Here is a 16,820-nt window from a genome sequence, read left to right on the forward strand (position 1 = left end):
GATGTGCGCGAGTAGGGTTTGAGCTGGCAAACTGCATACAGGCCAGCTGAATCGGTCGCTCCAGCAGTGGGGCGGATATTTGTCGCGGCGGCTCGGGCGGTGGGCCGATCCGCCTAGACCCCGTGGCTAGCTCGCACATGGCTTGGAGGGGTTATGGACATCGTGCTTGGGGTTTCGATGGAGCCCTCAGCAGTCCGGATGGTGCTGATCGAGGGGACGAATGCCGACGGCGCGACCGTCGAGGAAGAAAGCATCGACGTAGCTGCCTCGAAAGGCGCAGCAAGCGCAGCAGGCGCAGAAGGCGCAGAAGGCACAGACGACGGTGACGCAGCGACCGACCAGGTGATCGCCGCCCTGGTCGGCACCCGCGAAGGTGCGGCCGAGGGCGGTTATCAACTGGCCTCCACCGGGGTCACCTGGACGGACCCCACTGAGGTTGCCGCGCTGCGGCTGGAGCTCGCCGCCCGCGATGTCGGCAGCGTGATGCTGGTGTCGCCGCTGCTCGCCGCGGCCGCGCTGGCGCAGACTGTCGGCGCCGCCCTCGACTACGAGCACATCGCGATGCTGTTCGTCGAGGCCGGCAGCGCGACCCTGGCCGTCGTCGAGGTCGCCGACGGCTCGATCGTCGACCTGCACCGGCAGGCCGTCCGGGATGAATCCCTGGCAGCCGGGCTGGTGACGATGGTCGCGGGTCTGGATGCGCCGGCTTCGCGCGCCGACGGCGTCTTCCTCGTCGGATGTGGCGTCGACATCGTCGGCGTCAAGCCCGCCCTGGAGGCGGCGACGTCGTTGGTGGTCAGCTGCCCCGAAGAGCCGGAGATGGCGCTGGCCAGGGGCGCGGCACTGGCCTCGGCGAATGCACCGCTGTTCGCGTCGTCGACTTCCGCACTGGCCTACGCGCTGGATCCAGGCACCGGTGAGGTGAACCCGCGCGCGCTCACCCCGAGCTACCTCGACGTCTGCGCCATCGCCGGCGTCAGCGAGGGCGCACTGGCCTACAGCGCCCTGGACGAAGAAACCGACCCGGCCGCCGAACCCGAACAGGACCCGCATCGCAAGCCATTGGCGCTGGTGAGCGCGGCCATCGCCGGCATCGCAGCGGTGGTGGCCGGGGTGCTGATCGTGTCGCTGGGCTCCCACGTCCGCCCGACCGCGGCTCAGCAACCCAGTCCGCGCGAGAGCGCCGAGGCGCCGGCGTCCCAGGCACCCGCAACCGAATTGCCGGCGCAGGTGTTGTTGCCGGGCACCAGCGCGGCACCGCCCCCGAGTGCGCCGCCGGCGGCCCCGCCGTCCGTGGAGGTCGCGGCTGCACCCGCCCCGCCGCCGGTGATTCAGCAGGCGCCGCCGCAGACCGTCACCAGGCCGGCACAGGCCCCGGCATACGTGGCGCCCGCGCCGCGCCGGCAGCCCACCCAGCAGGCGGCGCCGCCGGTGCAGACCCCGGTGCAACAGGCCCCGCCGCCGTCGGCTCCGCCGCCGGCCGCGCCCGCCCCGGCCGCCCCGGCCCCCGCTGCGCCGCCGACCCCGGTGATGACGATGTATCTGCACCTGCCGTTCATGTCGATCCCGATCCCGATCAACCCACCACCGCCGCCGCCCCCGCCCGCGCCCGCGGAGCCTGGTCCGTAGCGGATCTGCCGGGTTGAGCGCAGACTGGGCAGTATGAGCGATAAAGGTGGGTCGGGCGGCGGCTTCGGGTTCGATCCCGAGGACTTGGATCGGGTGATTCGGGAGGGCACCGAAGGCCTGCGTGACGCGTTCGAGCGGATCGGTCGGTATGTCGGCTCCCCCGGCGGGCGCCCGGGGTGGTCGCTGCTCTTCGAAGATCTCTCCCGGCGCAGCCGCCCGGAACCTGAAACCGCCGGCGAGGCCGGCGATGGCGTGTGGGCCATCTACACCGTGGACGCCGACGGCGGCGCGCGGGTTGAGCAGGTGTACGCCAACGAACTCGACGCCCTGCGCGCCAACAAGAACAACACCGACCCCAAGCGCAAGGTGCGCTTCCTGCCGTACGGCATTGCCGTCAGCGTGTTGGACGACCCGACTGACGGCCCGGCGAAAGACGCAATAGGCGATCCTGCCTAGCCTCGGCGGCGGCCTATGCTGGGCAGATTGTGGCTGCCCAACCCTCCGTCTGCCATAACTGCGGATCCGAGCCGCGCCAGGGTGCGCGGTTCTGCGACGCGTGCGGTGCGCCGCTGACAGTGGTCGTCCAGCCTGCCGAATACAAGCAGGTGACCGTCCTGTTCGCCGACGTGGTGCGGTCGATGGACATGGCGGCGGCCCTCGGGCCCGAGCGGTTGCGCGAGGTGATGACCGAGTTGGTGGATCGGTCGGCGGCAGTGGTGCAGCGTTACGCGGGCACCGTGGACAAATTCACCGGCGACGGCATCATGGCGCTTTTCGGTGCGCCGATCGCGTTGGAGGACCATGCTTTTCGGGCTTGTCTGGCGGCCATGGACATCCAGCAGGTGGCGCAGCGGCTGGGCGCCGAGGTCGCTCGCAGAGACAACATCGATCTGCGGGTGCGGGTCGGCCTGAATTCCGGGCAGGTGATCGCCGGTGAAGTCGGTGCCGCCCACCTCGGCTACACCGCCGTCGGCGAGCAGGTGGGGATGGCTCAGCGGATGGAATCCGTTGCACCACCGGGCGGAGTCATGCTCAGCGAGTCCACCGCCCGGCTGGTGGACGACCGGGTGGCCCTCGCGCCACCGGAGACGGTGCGCATCAAAGGCGTCGAGACGGGTGTCCCGGCGCGGCGACTGCTGGGCGTCGGTGTCGAGGATCCCGGACGAACGCACAAGGTGCGGCACGAGTCCCGGCTGGTCGGTCGCCACGCGGAGACTGCGGCGGCAGCGCGACTTCTGGACGAGGCGGCGCGTGGCCACGGAGCCATCGTCACGGTGTCGGGGCGGCCCGGTGTCGGGAAGACCAGGTTGGGTCGCGAGGTGGTGGCGACGGCCAGCGGGCGAGGATTCGAAGTCTTTGTCACCTACTGCGAATCCCACACCCGCGACATCCCGTTCCACGTGATCTCCCGGCTGCTGCGGGCGGTCTTCGGCGTCGGTGCGGTGCCGGCGGAGGCCGGCCGGGCGCGGGTCCGGGCCAAGATTCCCGGCGCGGGCGCTGAGGATCTGCTGCTGCTCGACGACCTGCTGGGCATTCGCGACCCAGAGACGGTGTTACCGGACATCACCCCCGAAGCCCGGCGCCGCCGGTTGGTCAAACTCATCGAAAGCGTTGCGCTGCATCGCGCCGAGCCGGCGTTGTATGTGGTCGAGGATGCACACTGGATCGACAGCGTCAGCGAAGCCCTGCTCGCCGACTTCGCCGCGGCGGTACCCCGGATGCGCGCGATGCTACTGGTGATCTACCGGCCCGAGTATGCCGGGACGCTGTCCTCGATCACCGGTTCGCACCAGTTTTCTCTTGTGCCCCTAGATGACTCGCACACTGCCGAATTGGTCGGCGCGCTGCTGGGCCCGGATCCCTCGGTGCTCGGGCTGGCGGTTGTAATCGCCGAGCGGGCGGCGGGTCTGCCGTTCGCCGCCGAAGAGATCGTGCGCGACCTGGCCGAGCGGGGTGTGTTGGAAGGGTTGCCGGGCAGTTATGTCTGCGTCCGTCCGCAAGCCGACATCCAGGTGCCGGCCAGTGTCCAGGCGATCATCAGCGCCCGTATCGACCGCCTCACCGCAACGGCCAAACGCACGCTGAACGCCGCGGCCGTGATAGGCCTCCGTTTCGACCAGCAATTGCTCGAATCGCTGCTGGAGTCAACGGATTTGATGCCGCTGATCGAAGCGGAGCTGATCGAGCAGATCGCCTTCACGCCGCACGCCAGGTACGCGTTCTGCCATCCGCTGATCCAGGCGGTGGCCTACGAATCGCAGTTGAAGTCCGGGCGATCGGAGTTGCACCGGCGCGTCGCGGCCGTGTTGCAACGCACCCACGGCCGCTATACCGGGCAGGAGGCCGCCATCGTCGCCACTCAGTACGCGGCCGCCGGCGATCTGCGGGATGCATTCGACTGGCACATGCAGGCGGCAACCTGGTACGGCACCCGCGACATCCGGGCGGCGCGGAAGAGCTGGGAACTGGCGCGCGACGTCGCCGACCGGTTGCCCGACGACGAACCGGAACGGCTGGCCATGCGGATCGCACCGCGGGCAATGCTGTGCGGCAGCACTTTTCAAGTGGGCGGTACCCCCTCGGACACCGGATTCGACGAATTGCGCGAACTCACCTCCGCCGCGGGCGACAAGAGGTCCCTGGTGCTGGGGATGGCCGGACACCTGACCGCGCTGACCTTCAACTCCCGCAACTCCGAAGCAGCCGAGGTGGCCTCGGAGTTCGCCACGCTGGTCGAGTCGATCGGCGATCCGGCGCTGACCGTCGGACTGTTCTACGCAGGAGCACAGGCGAAGTGGGAAGCCGGCCAGGCGAGCGAGAGTCTGCGCCTGACCCAGCGGGTCATCGACATCGCCGACGGCGACGCCACCATGGGCGACTTCCTCATCGGCTCGCCCCTCGCCTTCGCGCTCACCGTCAAGGGTGCCGCCGGCATGTTCCTGGGCCGCGGCGGCTGGCGCGATGACATGGAGGCGGGCATCGCGCTGGTCCGCGCCGTCGACGAGGGCGCGGCGCCGTTCGCGCACCTCTACAAGTACCAGGCTGCGCTGCAGAACGGTGCCGTGCTGCCTACCGCGGCGGACGTGGCTCGGGCATCCGAAGACCTGGGCCTCGTCGAGCAATCCGGCAACAACACAGCGTTGGCGTACGCACTTCTCAATCGCGCGACCACGCTGATACACACCGACACCGCCAATCGAGCGCCCGGGCTGGAGTGCCTGACCAGGGCCCGCGAGTTGTTCGTCGCGGAGAAGCTCACCGTGTCGCTGCGGCGGATGGTCGACATCGAATTCGCCCGGGAACGCGCGCGCTCCGGCGATGTCGATGCCGCAATCGACTCCGCCACAACGGTTCTCGACGAGCAATTCGAATGCGGCGAGGTGATCTTCCGCGGCCCGGCGACCGCGGTCCTGGTAGAGGCGCTGTTGTCGCGGGGATCGGCCGCCGACCTGGAGGCCGCTCACCACGCCGTCGACCGGTTGGCGGCGGTGCCGACCGAGCCGGGGTTCGTGCTGTTCGAGCTTCCGGTACTGCGGTTGCGGGGCCTGCTCGCGAGGGCCCGCCGGGACGAAGCGGGGCACCGGCGGTTCACGCAACGCTGCCTGACTCTGGCTCGAGAGGCAGGTTACGAGGCTTACCTGGGCTGACCCCTCGCCGGGTCAGCCCTGCTCGACCGTGTTCCCGCTGCCGCTCTTGGTGATCTTCGGCGAGCCGGAATGATAGGTCACCTTGTTGTTGAGCCCGGAAGCTTCGATGGTGTCCACGTTGTCTACGGTGACGACGTTCTGCAGGCCCTGCACGTTGACCGTCGCGCAGTGCCCGGTGATCGTCACCGTGTTGGAGATCCCGCTGATCTCGATCACGTTGCCGTTGCAGGCGACGGTCTTGTTCTCGTTGATGCCCGAGATCGTGATCGTCTCGCCCGCCGGTGCGGTGGACGACGGTGACGGACCCGCGCTGGGCGTGCGCGTCTTACCGGTCGACGGTGCGGTGCGACTCGGCGCCTTGCCGGTCGTCGTTGCCGCCGAGGTGCTCTCGGTGGGGGAGGGCACGACGAGATCGTCATGGGAGAACTGGTGTGCGGCATAGGCGGCGATGCCGCCCACCAACACCAGCACGCCGAGGACGCCCGCCGCGGCCAGAATCCAGAACCAGCGCATGCCCGATGACGAGCGGGGCGTGGCGCCGGGATACGGGCTGCTGTACCCGTAGCCGGGAGGGGACATGTTCGACGGTGTCGGCGGGGGGACGGGCCCCGGCGGGGGCGGCGGATAGTTGTAGCCGCCGCCGGAGCCCAGGCCGGCGCCCGACTCGGATGCCCGTGCCTGATCGGCCAGTGGCTGCTCCAGCTCCCGGATCCGGGCTTCCGGGTCATCCTCTGAATTCATGCCTGAGATGCTCCCATATCGGCAACCCCGCGGAATAGGCTCAGCGTCGTGCCCGCCTTGCCGAATCGCCAGATCCTGTTGCGCCGCCGCCCCTCCGGTCTGGTGCAGCCCGAAGACACCGAGTTGATCACCCGGCCGGCCCCCGAACTCGCGGCGGGAGAGGCGTTGTTGCGCACCACCTACGTGGGCATCGACGCCGCCCTGCGCACCTGGCTGGACGACCAGCCCAGTTACCTGCCCCCGGTGCAGATCGGTGAGGTGATCCGGGCGGCGGGAATCGGCGAGGTCGTCGAAACACGTTGCGATGCTTACGCCGTCGGCGACATCGTCACCACGCTGACCGGTTTCCAGGAGTACGTGGTCATCCGCGACGACATCTTCAGCACTCCCATCCCGGGTGAGGACGACCAGCTGGCGATCATGTCGGTGTACGGGCCGACCGGCGCCACCGCCTACTTCGGGATGACCGATATCGGCCGCCCGCAACCGGGGGAGACCGTGGTGGTCTCCGCCGCGGCGGGCGCCACCGGATCGGTGGCCGGGCAGATCGCCAAGATCGCCGGCGCCCGGGTGGTGGGTATAGCGGGCGGGCCGGAGAAGTGCCGGGCGGTGGTCGAGGACTTCGGATTCGACGCGTGCATCGACTACAAGAACGACGACATCGTCGCCGCGCTCAAAGAGCACTGCCCGCGCCGCGTCGACGTCTATTTCGACAATGTCGGCGGACCCATCCTCAACGCGGTGCTGGGCCGGATCGCGTCCAAGGCCCGCGTGGTGCTCTGCGGTGTCATCTCCAGTTACCTCACCGGCGAGCACCCGGGACCGGCCAACTACGTCAACCTGCTGTCCAAGACCGCATCGATGCAGGGTTTCAACGCGCTCGACCAGTGGGGCCGCTTCGACGAGGCGTTCGCCAACCTGCGCCAGTGGGAGTCCGAGGGGCGCCTGCGACACCGTCAGACCATTTACGACGGCATCGAGCAGTGCGTCGACGCCCTCAACGGACTTTTCACCGGGGCGAATATCGGCAAGACGCTGGTCAAGATCAGCGAGCCGGGCTGAATCAGCGGGTGATCGCGATTGATTTGGCGTCCAGGTAGCCCTCGATGCCCTCGGGTCCCAGCTCGCGCCCGTAACCGCTGCCCTTCACGCCGCCGAATGGCGCAAACGGGTCCATGGTGTAGCCCTGGTTGATTCCGAGGGTGCCGGTGCGCACCCGCGCCGCGATGCTCAGCGCCCGGTCGGTGTCGCCCGTCCACACCGAGCCGGCCAGGCCGTAGTCGGAATCGTTGGCGATGGCCACCGCCTCGTCTTCGTCGCGGTATCCGATCACTGTGATCACCGGGCCGAAGATCTCTTCGCGCGCGATCCGCATGCTGTTGTCGGCCTCCGCGAAAAGGGTTGGGCGCACGTACCATCCGCGGTCGAGGCCGTCGGGCATGCCGGTGCCGCCGGTGACCAGCCGGGCGCCTTCGCGTTCGCCGATCCGGATGTAGTCGAGCACACGTTGCTGCTGGCGGTGCGAGACCAGCGGCCCGAGCTGGGTCTCCGGATCGGTCGGATCGCCGACGCGCAGCCCGCTCATCTCGGCGGCGAGCGCCTGGACGTACTCGTCCTGGCGGTGCGACGGCACCAGCACGCGGGTCAGCGCGTTGCAGATCTGGCCGCTGTTGGACAGGCTCGCCGACCGCACTCCCGCCGCGACCTTGTCGGGCGCGGCGTCCTCGAGAACGATCGCAGCGGATTTTCCGCCGAGTTCCAGGCCGACCCGGGTGAGATTGGCTGCGCATGCCGCGGCTACCGCCCGCCCCGCGGCGGTGGAACCGGTGAACGACACCTTGTCCACGCCGGGATGGGCTACCAGGAGTTCACCGGTGTCGCGCCCCCCGGTCACGACCGTGACGACTCCCGGCGGCAACTCCGCCTGCTCCAGCAACTCTGCCAACAACAGTGCGTCCAAGGGACTTTCGGCGGCCGGCTTCAGCACAACGGTGCAGCCCGCCAGCAGCGCGGGAACCAGCTTGGTCATGATCAGGAACTGCGGCATGTTCCAGGGCACGATCGCGGCGACCACGCCGACCGGCTCCTTGCGGATGTGCACGTCGGCGCCGAAGAACCCGGGGCGGGTCTCCTGCCACGAGTGACGCTCGGCCAGGTCGCAGAACGCCCGCATCATCATCGTCGGCAACCCGACCTGGGCGCGTCTGGCGAACGTGATCGGGGCACCGATCTCAGCGGTGATGGTCTCGGCCATCCGCCCGCTGTGCTGCTGGTAGATCTCGGCGAGCCGGCGAATCAACGCAATACGGTCAGCCGGTGCGTAGCTGGACCACGGCCCCGAATTCAGCGCTGTGCGTGCCGCATTGACGGCGGCGTCGACATCGGCCGGGTCGGCGGCAGGCACCTGCGCGATGGGCTCCTCGGTGTGTGGCGAGATGACCTGGAAGTCCTGCCCCGTTGTCACTCGGTGCTCCCATCGCTGGAATATCAACTACTTGTGATCCTGCCCACGAGCATATACCGTCGGCTTCGACGGACGGACAGGAGCGGTCATGCCCCGATTTCCCAAGCCACCGGAAGGCAGCTGGACCCAGCACTACCCCGAACTGGGCACCGGGCCGGTGTCCTACGAGGACTCCATCAGCCCGGAGATCTACCAACTCGAGCGCGAGGCGATATTCAAGCGGGCGTGGCTCAATGTGGCCCGGGTGGAGCAACTTCCGCGCAAGGGCAGCTACCTGACCCGGGAGCTGAAGGTCGTCAACACCTCGATCATCTTGGTGCGCAACGGGTCTGGAGAGATCAAGGCTTACCACAACGTGTGCCGCCATCGCGGCAACAAGCTGGTGTGGAATGACATGCCGCTGCAGGAGACCAGCGGCGTGTGCCGGCAGTTCACCTGCAAGTACCACGCGTGGCGCTACGACCTGGACGGCAACCTGACGTTCGTGCAGCAGGAAGACGAGTTCTTCGACCTGGACAAGAGCCGGTACGGGCTGGTGCCGGTGCACTGCGACGTCTGGGAAGGCTTCGTCTTCGTCAACTTCGCCAGGCAGCCCGAGCAGTCACTGCGCGAGTTCCTCGGTCCGATGGTCACCGCACTGGAAGGCTATCCGTTCGGCGCGATGACCTCGCGCTGGAGCTATCGCTCTGAGGTGAAGGCGAATTGGAAGCTCTACATGGACGCGTTCCAGGAGTTCTATCACGCGCCGGTGTTGCATGCGAACCAATCACCGACCGCATATTCCAAGGCCGCGGCGCAAGCCGGCTTCGAGGCTCCGCACTACCGGCTGGAGGGTCCACACCGGCTGGTTAGCACCTCCGGTGTGCGTGCCTGGGAGATGGCGCCGGAGATGCGCAAGCCGATCGAGGACATCTGTCAGAGCGGACTTTTCGGACCGTGGGACAAACCCGACCTCGGCGAGCTGCCGGCGGGGCTGAACCCCGCGAAATGTGAACCGTGGGGCCTGGATTCGTTCCAGCTGTTCCCCAACTTCGTGATTCTGTTCTGGGGTCAGGGCTGGTACCTGACCTACCACTACTGGCCGACGTCGCACCAGAGCCACATCTTCGAAGGCACGTTGTACTTCCCCCAGCCGCGCACTCCGCGGGAGCGGGTGGCCCAGGAGCTGGCGGCGGTGTCGTTCAAGGAGTACGGCCTGCAGGATGCCAACACCCTCGAGGCGACCCAGTCCATGATCGAGTCGCGCGTGATCGACGAGTTCCTGCTCTGCGACCAGGAGATCCTGCTGCGCCACCTGCACAAGGAGACGGCGGCCTGGATCGAGGATTACCGGGCCGGGAGTGTGGCGCGATGACAGCCCTGCTCCCAACGGAATTCGCCGACCTCGAGCAGTTCTCGGACTGGTGCCTGCCGTCGGAGCCGCAGCGTTACGCCAAGCGTCTGGCCAGCTCCATGACCGAGATGAAGGCTTTCTACGACGCGGTAACCCCCCGCGCGGAAGAGGCTCTCGCCTACTGCGACAAGTTTCCGCTCGACGACCTTCCGGACGACGTGCTGAACCTCATGCACCTGCTGTACTCCATGATCATGGTGTCGTTTCCGGTGGAGTGCTGGAAACAGCCCCGGGTGCCCGACTCGGGCGCCTCCACCCTGGACTGCGTGTCCGAGCCCGTCCCGTGAGCGGTACCACCGTTCTGCGTGCGGCCCGCTGGGTCGACGTCGAATCCGGTCAGGTTCGCTCTCCGGCGACGATCGTGGTGGACGGCGAGCGCATCGCTGCGGTGAACGACGAAGGGCCGCTGCCGGATTCGGCCACGGTCATCGACCTCGGCGATGTGACGCTGTTACCGGGTCTGATGGACATGGAACTCAACCTGTTCATCGGCGGACCCGGCGGCCCGGAAGGCCTGCCGGCGCCGATGCACGGCGTGCAGGACGACCCCGCGTATCGCACGCTGCGGGCCGCGGTCAACGCGCGTACCACGCTGGACGCCGGCTTCACCACCGTGCGCAACCTCGGTCTGATGGTCAAGACCGGCGGCTACCTCCTGGACGTCGCGCTGCAGCGCGCCATCGACCAGGGCTGGCACGTGGGCCCTCGGGTCTATCCGGCCGGGCACGCCGTCACGCCCTACGGTGGCCACCTGGACCCCACGGTGTTTCAGCGGCTGGCGCCGGGCATCATGCCGCTCTCGGTCGCCGAGGGCATCGCCAACGGGGTGCCGGACGTGATCGCCTGCGTCCGCTACCAGATTCGCCATGGCGCCAAGCTGATCAAGGTGTCGGCCTCCGGCGGTGTCATGTCGCACAGCACCGCTCCGGGCTCTCAACAGTATTCGGACGCCGAATTCGCCGCGATCGCCGACGAGGCGCACCGGGCCGGGGTGCGGGTCGCCGCGCACGCGGTCGGCGACACCGCCATCCAGGCCTGCATCCGCGCCGGCATCGACTGCATCGAACACGGGTTCCTGGCCAGTGACGAGACGATTCAGATGATGGTCGACCACGGCACGTTCCTGGTCTCGACGACCTACCTGACCGAGGCGATGGCGATCGACCGGATCGCGCCGGAGCTGCGCAAGAAAGCCGAGGAGGTGTTCCCGCGGGCAAAGTCCATGCTGCCCAAGGCGATTGCCGCGGGGGTGCGCATCGCGTGCGGGACCGACGCGCCGGCCATTCCGCACGGCCAGAACGCGAAGGAATTGGTCGCCCTGGTCGACCGCGGCATGACGCCGATGCAGGCGATTCAAGCCGCCACGGTGGTAGCGGCTGACCTGGTGGAGGCAGGTGACGAGCTGGGCCGGCTCGCACCGGGTTTCCTCGCGGACATCGTCGCGGTGCCGGGTGATCCCGCCAAGGACATCGCCGCGACTCTGGATGTGTGCTTCGTGATGAAGCACGGCCAGATTCATAAGGCCCCAACGATGAACCCGCGCGCTGGCGTCGAATGATGGCGGAAGGCATGGAACTCACCGATCACCTGTTGTGGCTGCTCAAGCAGGCCTTCTACCACTCGCTGACCACCATCAATGAAGCGATGAGTGCGCACGGCGTGAGCACGGCCCAGATCGGGGTGCTGCGCCAGCTTGCCAACGAGCCCGGCCTGTCGGGGGCCGAACTCGCGCGACGGCTGCTGATCAGCCCGCAGGGAGTTCAGGCCGCGCTGACGTCGCTGGAGCGCCGCGGTCTGGTGGAGCGGAAGAAGGACCCGCAGCACGGACGCATCCTGCAGGCGTACCTCACCGGCGAGGGGCGCGACGTCGCCGCGACCGTGGTCGCCACGGCGCTGTCCGCCCATGAAGAGGTGTTCGGCGTCCTGAGTGCCCGGGAGCAGGAGACGTTGCGGGAGTTGCTCGGGCGGGTGGTCCAAAAGGGCACGGGCCATGAGCTTTTCAGCGAAGCGAATGACGAATGACCCGCAGCGACTTGAGATGAATAACAAGTACTTGATATTATCGTCCGGATGCCTGAGTCCCGCGCCGTGCCCCAGCTGGGTGACGCCGTTACCGAGCAGGTGACCATCGAACTCGACCGGCGCACCGTCACGGTGCCGTATTCGAGAGGTGACACCTTGCTGCAGACCGCACGGATGGCCGGCCTGGCCGCACCGTCGTCGTGCGAAGTCGGCTCCTGCGGAACATGTATGGCGCGACTCACCGAAGGCGACGCGCGCATGCTCAACAACGACGCGCTGGAGGACGAGGAACTGGACGAGGGCTGGATCCTGACGTGTCAGGCGCTGCCCACCAGTCGCGCGGTGCGGGTGGTCTACGAATGAACGCCGGCCGAGTGGCTTCCCGAGTGGCCCTAGTGACCGGCGGCGGCTCCGGTATCGGCGAGGCCATCTGTCACGAATTAGCAGGCCGTGGAATGAAAGTCGCCGTGCTCGACGTCAATGCGGAAGCCGCGCAACGGGTCAGCGCGGAACTGCGGACCGGCGGCGCGTCCGCCATCGCCGTGGGTGCCGATGTCACGGACCGGCACGCCGTCGAACGGGCCTTCGCTCAGGTCCGCACCGAGCTGGGACCGGTGTCGGTCTTGGTGACCAGCGCGGGGTTGTTCGGATTCGCGCCGTTTCTGGAGATCACCGAGCGGGACTGGACGCGGATCGTTGACGTGAACCTGACCGGCACCTTTCACTGCTGCCAGGTGGCGCTGCCGGACATGGTGGCGGCGAATTGGGGCCGGGTGGTGTTGATCTCGTCGTCGAGCGCGCAGCGCGGGTCGCCGAAGGCCGCCCATTATGCGGCGGCCAAGGGCGCGGTGCTGACGCTGGCCAAGTCGCTGGCGCGGGAATTCGCCGCACACGGGATCACGGTGAACACCATCCCGCCGTCGGGTATCGAGACACCGATGCAGCACCAAGGCCAGGCCGCCGGCTACCTGCCGCCGAACGAGCAGATCGCCGCCAGCATTCCGGTCGGGTACCTGGGCACCGGGGCCGACATCGCCGCGGCGGTGGGATTTCTTTGCTCGGAGGAGGCCCGGTTCATCACCGGCCAGGTACTCGGTGTCAACGGCGGAGCGGTGTTGTGAGAGGCAGGCGACGATGACGCGAACGGGTCGACCGGCGGAGGGGTCCTGGACCGAGCACTATCCCGAATTGGGCACGGGCCCAATCTCTTTCCGGGACTCCACGTCACCGGAGTTCTACCAGCTCGAACGCGAGGCAGTCTTCAAGCGGGCCTGGCTCAACGTCGCCCGGGTCGAGGAGTTGCCCCGCACCGGCAGCTACGTCACCAGAGAGCTCGAGGTCGCCGGCGTCTCGGTAATCCTGGTCCGGGGCCGTGACGATCGGATCCGGGCGTTCTACAACGTCTGCCGGCACCGCGGAAACAAGCTGGTGTGGAACGACTTTCCCCGCGCGCAGACCCGCGGCACCTGTCGGCAGTTCACCTGCAAGTATCACGGCTGGCGCTACGGCCTGGACGGCGAGCTGACTTTCGTGCAGCAACAATCGGAGTTCTTCGACCTCGATCCGGCCGATTACGGACTGGCCCCGGTGCACTGCGACATCTGGAACGGTTTCATCTTCATCAACCTGGACACCGAACCGCGCCAAGGACTCCGGGAATTCCTGGGGCCGATGGTCACCGCCCTGGACGCCTATCCGTTCGGGAAATTGACCGAGCGCTACGAATGGGTGGCGCACAACAACAGCAACTGGAAGATCTTCGCCGACGCGTTCCAGGAGTACTACCACGTGCCCTCTCTGCACCCGCAGCAGGTGCCGCCGGAGGTGCGCGACCCGAACGCCGGATTCACTTGCGGGCACTTCCAACTCGACGGTCCGCACCGGCTGGTGTCGACGGCGGGGCGGCGGCGTTGGCTGCTGCCGCAGGAGTACATGTATCCGATCGAGCGGGCCACCCGCAGCGGACTGGTCGGCCCGTGGCGTACCCCCGACATCGGTGAGCTGCCGGGCGGGCTCAATCCGGGCGGTATCGAGCCCTGGGGGATCAGCAATTTCCAGATCTTCCCCAATATCGAGATCCTGATCTACGGCGGGTGGTACCTGCTCTACCGGTACTGGCCCACGTCGCACAACACCCACCGCTTCGAGGCCTACACCTATTTCCACCCCGCCCGCAGCGTGCGTGAGCGGGTGGAACACGAAGTCGCCGCGGTGGTGCTCAAGGAATTCGCCCTGCAGGACGCGGGCATGCTCGGCGGAACCCAGGCCGCCCTGGAGTACGGCATCGTCGACGAGTTCCCGCTCAACGACCAGGAGATCCTGGTGCGCCACCTGCACAAGGTGGTCGTCGACTGGGTCGAGGCGTACCGTCGCGAAAGCGTGGGAGTGTGAGAATGTCCGCAAGCCTGCTGCCCAGTGCCTTCGCCGAACTCGAGCCGTACGCGCAAACCTGGTGTCTGGCAACCGAAACCGAGCGCTGGAACACGCGCATGGCCAGCACCATGGCCGCGATGCAGGAGTTCTACGACGCCTTCTTCCCGCGGCTGGAAGAGGCCATCGACTACTGCGACAAGTTCCCGCTCGACGACCTGCCCGACGACGTGCTCAACCTGCTCCGCCTGATTTATTCGCTGGTCCTGGTCGCGATGGCAGTCGAGATCATGCATCAGCCGGCACCGACCAATTCCGCGGATGCCGTGATGATCCGCACCGGCGAACCGGTGCCGTGAGAAGGGTCAGGTCATGAGTCTGCTGACGATCAACAAACTCACCGAATCGGTCGGCGCCGAGGTCTCCGGTCTCGACGCGGCCGGCCTCGCCGCCGACGACTCGGTAGGCAGCGTCATCCTCGACGCCCTGGAAGCCAACGGCGTCTTGGTATTTCGTGGCCTCCGGCTCGATCCCGAGGCGCAGGTCGGGTTCTGCCGCCGCCTCGGCGGCGTCGATCACTCCGCCGACGGGCACCACCCGGTCGCGGGCATCTATCCCATCACCCTGGACCCGGCGAAGAATTCGTCGGCCGCCTACTTGAAGGCCACGTTCGACTGGCACATCGACGGCTGCACGCCGCTGGGCAACGAATACCCGCAGAAGGCCACCGTGCTGTCGGCGGTGCAGGTGGCCGAATGGGGCGGGGAGACCGAGTTCGCCAATTCTTATGCGGCGTATGAAGCGCTGACCGCGGCGGAGAAGGAGCACTACGGCTCGCTACGGGTGGTGCATTCGCTGGAGGCCTCCCAACGCCGTGTCACCCCCGATCCCAGTCCCGAACAGTTGGCGCGCTGGCAGTCCCGCCCTACCCATGAGCACCCGTTGGTGTGGACGCACCGTAGCGGCCGCAAGTCGTTGGTGCTCGGCGCGTCGGCCGACTACGTCGTCGGCATGGATCTCGCTGAGGGCCGTGCCTTACTGGCCGACCTGCTCGAGCGCGCCACCGCCCCCGATCGGGTGTACAGCCACGTCTGGTCCGTCGGCGACACCGTCATCTGGGACAACCGCGGCGTCCTGCACCGCGCGGCGCCCTACGACCCGGCTTCTCGCCGCGAGATGTTGCGCACCACCGTGCTGGGCGACGAACCGATCCGATAACCCTCAGGAGGCACACACATGGCCAGGGCATTGCTGTTGGTCGAAAGCAAACCCGCGACACCGGACCTCGCGGAGGAGTATCACCGCTGGCACGAGGAGACGCACCTACCGGAGATGCTCGACGTCGAGGGCTTCGCCTCGGCCCGGCGCTGGAAGGCCGTCGACGGCGACTCCTTCCTGACGCTGTACGAGATCGACACGGACGTCGAGACGGCTCGCGCCAATCTGAAAGCGGCGCTGGCCAGCGGCCGCATGTCGCGGCCGTCCGCCGTCCACACCGAGCCGCCTCCGGCCATGCGGTACTTCACGCCGGCCTCGTGAGTGTGGGGGTGAATTTCGGTGCTATTCCTGGCCGCCGCGCGAAAAGCTTGCCGCACTGACCTGGAGCGACGCCGACACCGCCTCGCCGGAGTCCACGCAAGGCCGACCGGGCTGCTATCTTCCTTGCCATGCCACAGATGGACCGTCGCCGCATGCTCATGATGGCGGGATTCAGCGCACTGGCGGCCGCGACCGCGGCCCCGACAGCAAACGCGAGCCCGTCTCGGCCGGCCGCACCCGCCGGTCCCGCACCTGCGCCGGCCGCCCCCGCGGCCGGAGCGGCCGGTGGATTCATCTGGCACGACGAGTTCGACGGACCCGCCGGTTCGGCACCCGATCCCGGTAAGTGGGCGATTTCGAACTTCCGGACGCCGATCCGCAATCCGGTCGGATTCGACCAGCCGCAGTTCTGGGGCCAGTACCGCGACAGCCGCCAGAACGTCTTCTTGGACGGCAATTCCAACCTGGTGCTGCGCGCCACGCACGACGGCCACGGCGGCTATTTCGGCGGCCTGGTGCACGGTTTGTGGCGCGGCGGCGTCGGCACCACCTGGGAAGCCCGGATTAAATTCAACTGCCTGGCACCGGGCATGTGGCCGGCGTGGTGGCTGTCCAACGACGACCCGGGCCGCAGCGGCGAGATCGACCTGATCGAGTGGTACGGCAACGGCACCTGGCCGTCCGGCACCACCGTGCACGCCAACCCCGACGGCACCGCCTTCGAGACCAACCCGATCGGCGTCGACGGCGGCTGGCACAACTGGCGCGTCAAGTGGGACGTCACCGGGATGTATTTCTGGGTGGACTACGCCGACGGCGCAGCCCCATACTTCTCGGTCCCGGCGACCGGCATCGAGAACCTGGACGAGCCGTTCAAGGAATGGCCGTTCAATGACCCGGACTACACCGTGTTCCCGGTCCTCAACCTGGCGGTCGGCGGATCAGGTGGCGGCGACCCGGCGGCAGGCAGCTACCCGCAGGACATGCTTGTCGACTGGGTGCGCGTCTTCTAGCC

The 16,820-nt window shown here is 67.7% G+C and carries 16 protein-coding genes and 1 pseudogene; 15 read left to right on the top strand and 2 right to left on the bottom strand.

All coding sequences use genetic code 11. From position 1 onward, the window contains the following. The first annotated feature begins 153 nt into the window (after positions 1-153). The 3 genes from C0J29_RS03135 to C0J29_RS03145 all read left to right on the top strand — a co-directional run bounded on the left by C0J29_RS03135 (position 154) and on the right by C0J29_RS03145 (position 5,276). Entirely contained in the window at positions 154-1,629 is a 1,476-nt protein-coding gene (locus C0J29_RS03135) for a DUF7159 family protein (RefSeq protein ID WP_120791496.1), read from the top strand. A gap of 33 nt (positions 1,630-1,662) precedes the next feature. After that, positions 1,663-2,085 (top strand): hypothetical protein, encoded by a 423-nt coding sequence (locus tag C0J29_RS03140; RefSeq protein WP_055578198.1) that lies wholly within the window; start codon positions 1,663-1,665, stop codon positions 2,083-2,085. Between the two features lie 119 nt (positions 2,086-2,204). Beyond that, positions 2,205-5,276 carry an ATP-binding protein gene (locus C0J29_RS03145; RefSeq protein ID WP_242460344.1) on the top strand — a complete coding sequence of 1,024 codons (3,072 nt, stop codon included), beginning with the start codon at positions 2,205-2,207 and terminating at the stop codon, positions 5,274-5,276. 12 nt (positions 5,277-5,288) lie between these two features. Here C0J29_RS03145 and C0J29_RS03150 read toward each other — a convergent pair whose 3' ends face one another. Next, on the bottom strand, positions 5,289-6,017 hold the full coding sequence (locus C0J29_RS03150; protein ID WP_065162138.1) for a DUF3060 domain-containing protein: 729 nt from the start codon (positions 6,015-6,017) through the stop codon (positions 5,289-5,291). A gap of 48 nt (positions 6,018-6,065) precedes the next feature. On the opposite strand from C0J29_RS03150, the gene C0J29_RS03155 reads away from it, so the two are divergent. After that, positions 6,066-7,079, top strand: a complete 1,014-nt coding sequence (locus tag C0J29_RS03155) for an NADP-dependent oxidoreductase (protein ID WP_065045374.1) — start codon at positions 6,066-6,068, stop codon at positions 7,077-7,079. Between the two features lies 1 nt (position 7,080). Here C0J29_RS03155 and C0J29_RS03160 read toward each other — a convergent pair whose 3' ends face one another. Further along, positions 7,081-8,481, bottom strand: a complete 1,401-nt coding sequence (locus tag C0J29_RS03160) for an aldehyde dehydrogenase (protein WP_242460345.1) — start codon at positions 8,479-8,481, stop codon at positions 7,081-7,083. A gap of 88 nt (positions 8,482-8,569) precedes the next feature. Here C0J29_RS03160 and C0J29_RS03165 point away from each other — a divergent pair, with 88 nt between their 5' ends. The 11 genes and pseudogenes from C0J29_RS03165 to C0J29_RS03215 all read left to right on the top strand — a co-directional run bounded on the left by C0J29_RS03165 (position 8,570) and on the right by C0J29_RS03215 (position 16,818). Further along, a complete protein-coding gene (locus C0J29_RS03165) occupies positions 8,570-9,835 on the top strand; it encodes an aromatic ring-hydroxylating oxygenase subunit alpha (protein ID WP_065045372.1) in 1,266 nt (421 codons plus the stop codon). Then, the gene (locus tag C0J29_RS03170; RefSeq protein ID WP_065045371.1) at positions 9,832-10,161 is read left to right on the top strand and encodes a hypothetical protein; all 330 of its coding nucleotides are present in this window, start codon (positions 9,832-9,834) and stop codon (positions 10,159-10,161) included. The genes C0J29_RS03165 and C0J29_RS03170 overlap by 4 nt, the downstream gene beginning before the upstream one ends. Further along, positions 10,158-11,432 carry a metal-dependent hydrolase family protein gene (locus C0J29_RS03175; protein WP_120791499.1) on the top strand — a complete coding sequence of 425 codons (1,275 nt, stop codon included), beginning with the start codon at positions 10,158-10,160 and terminating at the stop codon, positions 11,430-11,432. Before C0J29_RS03170 ends, C0J29_RS03175 begins: the two co-directional genes overlap by 4 nt. A gap of 11 nt (positions 11,433-11,443) precedes the next feature. Beyond that, on the top strand, positions 11,444-11,896 hold the full coding sequence (locus C0J29_RS03180; protein WP_120794521.1) for a MarR family winged helix-turn-helix transcriptional regulator: 453 nt from the start codon (positions 11,444-11,446) through the stop codon (positions 11,894-11,896). Positions 11,897-11,992: 96 nt separating this feature from the next. Further along, a pseudogene (locus C0J29_RS03185) lies at positions 11,993-12,259 on the top strand (2Fe-2S iron-sulfur cluster-binding protein); the annotation flags it as partial. Next, positions 12,256-13,017: an SDR family NAD(P)-dependent oxidoreductase gene (locus C0J29_RS03190; RefSeq protein WP_120791500.1), complete on the top strand. Its 762-nt coding sequence runs from the start codon at positions 12,256-12,258 to the stop codon at positions 13,015-13,017. The pseudogene C0J29_RS03185 and the gene C0J29_RS03190, both read left to right, overlap by 4 nt. A gap of 13 nt (positions 13,018-13,030) precedes the next feature. Next, entirely contained in the window at positions 13,031-14,287 is a 1,257-nt protein-coding gene (locus C0J29_RS03195; RefSeq protein WP_120791501.1) for an aromatic ring-hydroxylating oxygenase subunit alpha, read from the top strand. 2 nt (positions 14,288-14,289) lie between these two features. Beyond that, positions 14,290-14,625, top strand: a complete 336-nt coding sequence (locus C0J29_RS03200; protein WP_065045366.1) for a hypothetical protein — start codon at positions 14,290-14,292, stop codon at positions 14,623-14,625. Between the two features lie 13 nt (positions 14,626-14,638). Then, positions 14,639-15,484, top strand: coding sequence for a TauD/TfdA dioxygenase family protein (locus tag C0J29_RS03205; RefSeq protein WP_120791502.1), 846 nt, complete (start codon positions 14,639-14,641; stop codon positions 15,482-15,484). Positions 15,485-15,502: 18 nt separating this feature from the next. After that, positions 15,503-15,805, top strand: a complete 303-nt coding sequence (locus C0J29_RS03210; protein WP_120791503.1) for a hypothetical protein — start codon at positions 15,503-15,505, stop codon at positions 15,803-15,805. Positions 15,806-15,942: 137 nt separating this feature from the next. Further along, positions 15,943-16,818 carry a glycoside hydrolase family 16 protein gene (locus tag C0J29_RS03215; RefSeq protein WP_231513191.1) on the top strand — a complete coding sequence of 292 codons (876 nt, stop codon included), beginning with the start codon at positions 15,943-15,945 and terminating at the stop codon, positions 16,816-16,818. The last annotated feature ends 2 nt before the right edge of the window (positions 16,819-16,820 follow it).

The organism is Mycobacterium paragordonae (assembly GCF_003614435.1).
Lineage (GTDB): Bacteria > Actinomycetota > Actinomycetes > Mycobacteriales > Mycobacteriaceae > Mycobacterium > Mycobacterium paragordonae.

Excerpts from the sequence above, each read along its gene's own strand:
- C0J29_RS03135 (WP_120791496.1), top strand. The coding sequence starts at position 154 with ATGGACATCGTGCTTGGGGTTTCGATGGAGCCCTCAGCAGTCCGGATG.
- C0J29_RS03140 (WP_055578198.1), top strand. The coding sequence starts at position 1,663 with ATGAGCGATAAAGGTGGGTCGGGCGGCGGCTTCGGGTTCGATCCCGAG.
- C0J29_RS03150 (WP_065162138.1), bottom strand. The coding sequence starts at position 6,017 with ATGAATTCAGAGGATGACCCGGAAGCCCGGATCCGGGAGCTGGAGCAG.
- C0J29_RS03165 (WP_065045372.1), top strand. The coding sequence starts at position 8,570 with ATGCCCCGATTTCCCAAGCCACCGGAAGGCAGCTGGACCCAGCACTAC.
- C0J29_RS03170 (WP_065045371.1), top strand. The coding sequence starts at position 9,832 with ATGACAGCCCTGCTCCCAACGGAATTCGCCGACCTCGAGCAGTTCTCG.
- C0J29_RS03180 (WP_120794521.1), top strand. The coding sequence starts at position 11,444 with ATGGAACTCACCGATCACCTGTTGTGGCTGCTCAAGCAGGCCTTCTAC.
- C0J29_RS03190 (WP_120791500.1), top strand. The coding sequence starts at position 12,256 with ATGAACGCCGGCCGAGTGGCTTCCCGAGTGGCCCTAGTGACCGGCGGC.
- C0J29_RS03195 (WP_120791501.1), top strand. The coding sequence starts at position 13,031 with ATGACGCGAACGGGTCGACCGGCGGAGGGGTCCTGGACCGAGCACTAT.
- C0J29_RS03200 (WP_065045366.1), top strand. The coding sequence starts at position 14,290 with ATGTCCGCAAGCCTGCTGCCCAGTGCCTTCGCCGAACTCGAGCCGTAC.
- C0J29_RS03205 (WP_120791502.1), top strand. The coding sequence starts at position 14,639 with ATGAGTCTGCTGACGATCAACAAACTCACCGAATCGGTCGGCGCCGAG.
- C0J29_RS03210 (WP_120791503.1), top strand. The coding sequence starts at position 15,503 with ATGGCCAGGGCATTGCTGTTGGTCGAAAGCAAACCCGCGACACCGGAC.
- C0J29_RS03215 (WP_231513191.1), top strand. The coding sequence starts at position 15,943 with ATGGACCGTCGCCGCATGCTCATGATGGCGGGATTCAGCGCACTGGCG.